Below are 3,978 nucleotides of genomic sequence, written 5' to 3'. Positions count from 1 at the left end.
CCCGGCAACGGGCGCGCGCTTCCGCGCTCACCCGGCAGGCCTCACGGACATACAGGCGCCACACCCCTCACACCGGCCTCGGAAACCTCCGGAACCCCGGCGCACAAGGGCTTCCCGCACTCCAGGCAAGATCATCAAGGCTCAAGCGGGCAAGCCCCCCAGCACCCCACCGACCTGCGGAAACAGGTCCGGGAACACCCGGCTCGCCCCGCTTGTTGACGCCGACACGCCCGGCCGGAGCGCCCACCACCCCGCTGATCAGCGACTTCGATGGGAAGGGCCGCGCCAACTTGCGTTCATGGTCGCGCGCTTCTAACTTAGGACCACAACATCTAGTAGTTACACCGATGTAGTTCACCACAACTTGTGTTTCCGTGACCGCTCCATGGCTCGCCGTGGGGTGTGCGCGAGCGTACGGGGACAACCGCTTTACGCGGCCGTTCGAGGAGGCGAAGCAGCGTGCACTGTCCGTTCTGCCGCCACCCCGACACGAGGGTCATCGACAGCCGCTCCACGGACGACGGCGCGGCCATCAGGCGACGCCGGACGTGTCCGGAGTGCGGGCGCAGGTTCACCACCCAGGAGACGGTCCTGCTGATGGTGAGCAAGCGTAGCGGGGTGACCGAGCCCTTCTCGCGGGACAAGGTCGTCGCGGGCGTACGGCGGGCCTGTCAGGGCAGGCCGGTGACGGAGGACTCTCTGGCCCAGCTGGGGCAGAGGGTCGAGGAGGTCATCCGGGCCAGGGGCGCGGCGGAAATCCCCTCCAACGAGGTGGGGTTGGCGATCCTGGGCCCGTTGCGGGAGCTGGACGAGGTGGCGTACCTGCGGTTCGCATCGGTATATCGCGGTTTCGAGAGCCTGGCGGACTTCGAGGCCGAGATCGAACAGTTGAAGACGGAGAGGGAGTCGAGCCGCACCGGCGAGACGAGCTCGGCCGTCAAGGGCCTGAAGGGGGAGTCATGACGGAGACGGCAAGCGGTTCAGTGGCGCGCGGGGGCAAGAGGCCCCGCAAGGGTCTGAAGATGAAGCGGATCTTCACCAAGCCGGGCGTGCATCCCTACGACGAGATCACCTGGGAGCGCCGTGACGTCGTCATGACCAACTGGCGCGACGGGTCGATCAACTTTGAGCAGCGGGGTGTCGAGTTCCCCGAGTTCTGGTCGGTCAACGCGGCCAACATCGTGACCACCAAGTACTTCCGGGGCGCCGTGGGCACCCCGCAGCGTGAGTGGAGCCTGAAGCAGCTGGTCGACCGCGTGGTCGGCATGTACACCAAGACCGCGGTCGAGCACGGCTACTTCGCCACCGAAGAGGACGCCGAGATCTTCGACCACGAGCTCAAGTACGCGCTCTCGCACCAGGTCTTCGCCTTCAACTCGCCGGTCTGGTTCAACGTGGGCACGCAGTCCCCGCAGCAGGTCAGCGCGTGTTTCATCCTTGCCGTGGACGACCAGATGGAGTCGATCCTGGAGTGGTACAAGGAAGAGGGCGTGATCTTCAAGGGCGGTTCCGGCTCGGGCATCAACCTGTCCCGCATCCGCTCCTCCAAGGAACTTCTCTCCAGCGGCGGTACGGCCAGCGGCCCCGTCAGCTTCATGCGCGGCGCCGACGCCTCGGCCGGGACCATCAAGTCGGGCGGCGCCACGCGGCGCGCGGCGAAGATGGTCGTGCTCGACGTCGACCACCCCGACATCGAGGAGTTCATCGAGACCAAGGCCCGCGAAGAGGACAAGATCCGCGCCCTCCGCGACGCCGGTTACGACATGGACCTGGGCGGCAAGGACATCGTGTCCGTGCAGTACCAGAACGCCAACAACTCCGTGCGCGTCTCCGACGAGTTCATGCACGCGGTGGAGAAGGGCGAGAAGTTCGGCCTGCGCGCCCGCCTGACCGGCGAGGTCATCGAGGAGGTCGACGCCCAGGACCTGTTCCGCAAGATGGCCAAGGCGGCGTGGGAGTGCGCCGACCCGGGCATCCAGTACGACGGCACGATCAACGACTGGCACACCAGCCCGGAGACCGGCCGCATCACCGCGTCCAACCCGTGCAGCGAGTACGTCCACCTGGACAACTCCTCCTGCAACCTGGCCAGCATCAACCTGCTGAAGTTCCTGAAGGACGACAACTCCTTCGACATCGCGAACTTCGTGAAGCTCACCGAGCTGATCATCACGGCGATGGACGTCTCGATCACCTTCGCGGACTTCCCGACGGAGAAGATCGGCGAGACCACCCGCGCCTACCGCCAGCTCGGCATCGGCTACGCCAACCTGGGCGCGCTGCTCATGGCCACCGGCCACGCCTACGACTCCGACGGCGGCCGCGCGGTGGCCGGAACCATCACGAGCCTGATGACCGGTGTCTCCTACCGCCGCAGCGCGGAGCTGGCCGGGGCCGTCGGCGCGTACGAGGGTTATGCCCGCAACGCCGAGCCGCACAAGCGCGTCATGCGCAAGCACGCCGCCGCCAACGACAACCTGCGCACGGTCGGCATCATGGACTCCAAGATCCACACCGAGGCGTCGAAGCAGTGGTCGGAGTGCCTCAAGCTCGGTGAGAAGAACGGCTACCGCAACGCCCAGGCGTCGCTGCTGGCCCCGACCGGCACCATCGGCCTGATGATGGACTGCGACACCACCGGCATCGAGCCGGACCTGGCGCTGGTCAAGTTCAAGAAGCTCGTCGGCGGCGGCTCGATGCAGATCGTCAACCAGACGATCCCGCGCGCGCTCAAGCAGCTGCGCTACCAGCAGGAGCAGATCGAGGCGATCGTCGAGTACATCGCCGAGCACGGCCACGTCGTCGACGCGCCCGGCCTCAAGCAGGAGCACTACGAGGTGTTCGACTGCGCGATGGGCGAGCGCGCGATCGCGCCGATGGGCCACGTGCGGATGATGGCCGCCACGCAGCCGTTCCTGTCGGGCGCCATCTCCAAGACGGTCAACCTGCCCGAGTCGGCCACGATCGACGACATCGAGCAGGTCTACCTGGAGGGCTGGAAGCTCGGCCTGAAGGCGCTGGCCGTCTACCGCGACAACTGCAAGGTCGGCCAGCCGCTGTCGGCCGGGGGCAAGAAGGAGGAGGCCAAGACCACCGAGGCCGCCGCCGGCGAGCCCGAGGTCAAGGTCATCGAGGTCAACCGGCCGACCCGCCGCCGCATGCCCAACCAGCGCCCCAGCACGACGACCCGCTTCACGGTCGGCGGCGCCAAGGGCTACATGACCGCCTCGTCCTACCCGGACGACGGTCTGGGCGAGGTCTTCCTCAAGATGTCCAAGCAGGGCTCGACGCTGGCGGGCGTCATGGACGCCTTCTCCGTGGCGATCTCGATCGGGCTGCAGTACGGCGTGCCGCTCGAGACGTACATGAGCAAGTTCGTCAACATGCGCTTCGAGCCCGCCGGAATGACGGACGACCCGGACATCCGGATGGCCACGTCGGTGATGGACTACATCTTCCGCCGCCTGGCCCTGGACCACCTGCCGTACGACGAGCGGGCCGCCCTGGGCATCTTCTCGGCCGCCGAGCGGGCCGCGCAGCAGCGCGGTGAGGACCCGGCGCCGCTGCACGAGTCGGTGGACCGGGAGATCCTGGCCCAGTCGGCGCCGATAGAGGCCGCCAAGCCGGAGCCGGCCGCCGAGCCCGCGCCGGGCCGCGAGCTGACGCTGGAGAGCCACCAGCGCTTCACGGCGGACGCGCCGCTCTGCATGACCTGCGGCACCAAGATGCGCCCCGCGGGCAGTTGCTACGTCTGCGAGGGCTGCGGCTCGACCAGCGGCTGCAGCTGACAGCCACCCGACCGGACGCCCAGCACCTCGGCGACCGTCCCGCGCGCCGCGTCGAGCAGCATCCGGGCCTGCCGGCCCGAGCGGTAGAGCCGGGCGGGGTCGGCCCAGCCCTCGTCCAGCGCGGCGGTCAACGCCTGCCTGGCGACCGGGTGAAGCGGGGCGGTGGAGGCGACGTCGAAGTACACGGGAT

The 3,978-nt window shown here is 68.0% G+C and carries 2 protein-coding genes and 1 pseudogene; 2 read left to right on the top strand and 1 reads right to left on the bottom strand.

Annotated elements, in window-relative coordinates:
- Positions 1–459: 459 nt before the first annotated feature.
- Positions 460–963: a transcriptional regulator NrdR gene (nrdR, locus tag ACFWY5_RS57895; protein ID WP_379609439.1), complete on the top strand. Its 504-nt coding sequence runs from the start codon at positions 460–462 to the stop codon at positions 961–963.
- A complete protein-coding gene (locus tag ACFWY5_RS57890) occupies positions 960–3,788 on the top strand; it encodes a vitamin B12-dependent ribonucleotide reductase (RefSeq protein WP_379640389.1) in 2,829 nt (942 codons plus the stop codon). Before nrdR ends, ACFWY5_RS57890 begins: the two co-directional genes overlap by 4 nt.
- Here the strand turns inward: ACFWY5_RS57890 and ACFWY5_RS57885 are convergent.
- A pseudogene (locus tag ACFWY5_RS57885) lies at positions 3,746–3,978 on the bottom strand (hypothetical protein); the annotation flags it as partial. The gene ACFWY5_RS57890 and the pseudogene ACFWY5_RS57885 overlap by 43 nt on opposite strands.

Origin of the sequence: Nonomuraea sp. NPDC059007 (genome assembly GCF_042740555.1) — a bacterium.
GTDB lineage: Bacteria > Actinomycetota > Actinomycetes > Streptosporangiales > Streptosporangiaceae > Nonomuraea.
The sequence above is the reverse complement of the archived record's forward strand: the minus strand, read 5'-3'. Positions and strand labels throughout refer to the sequence as shown.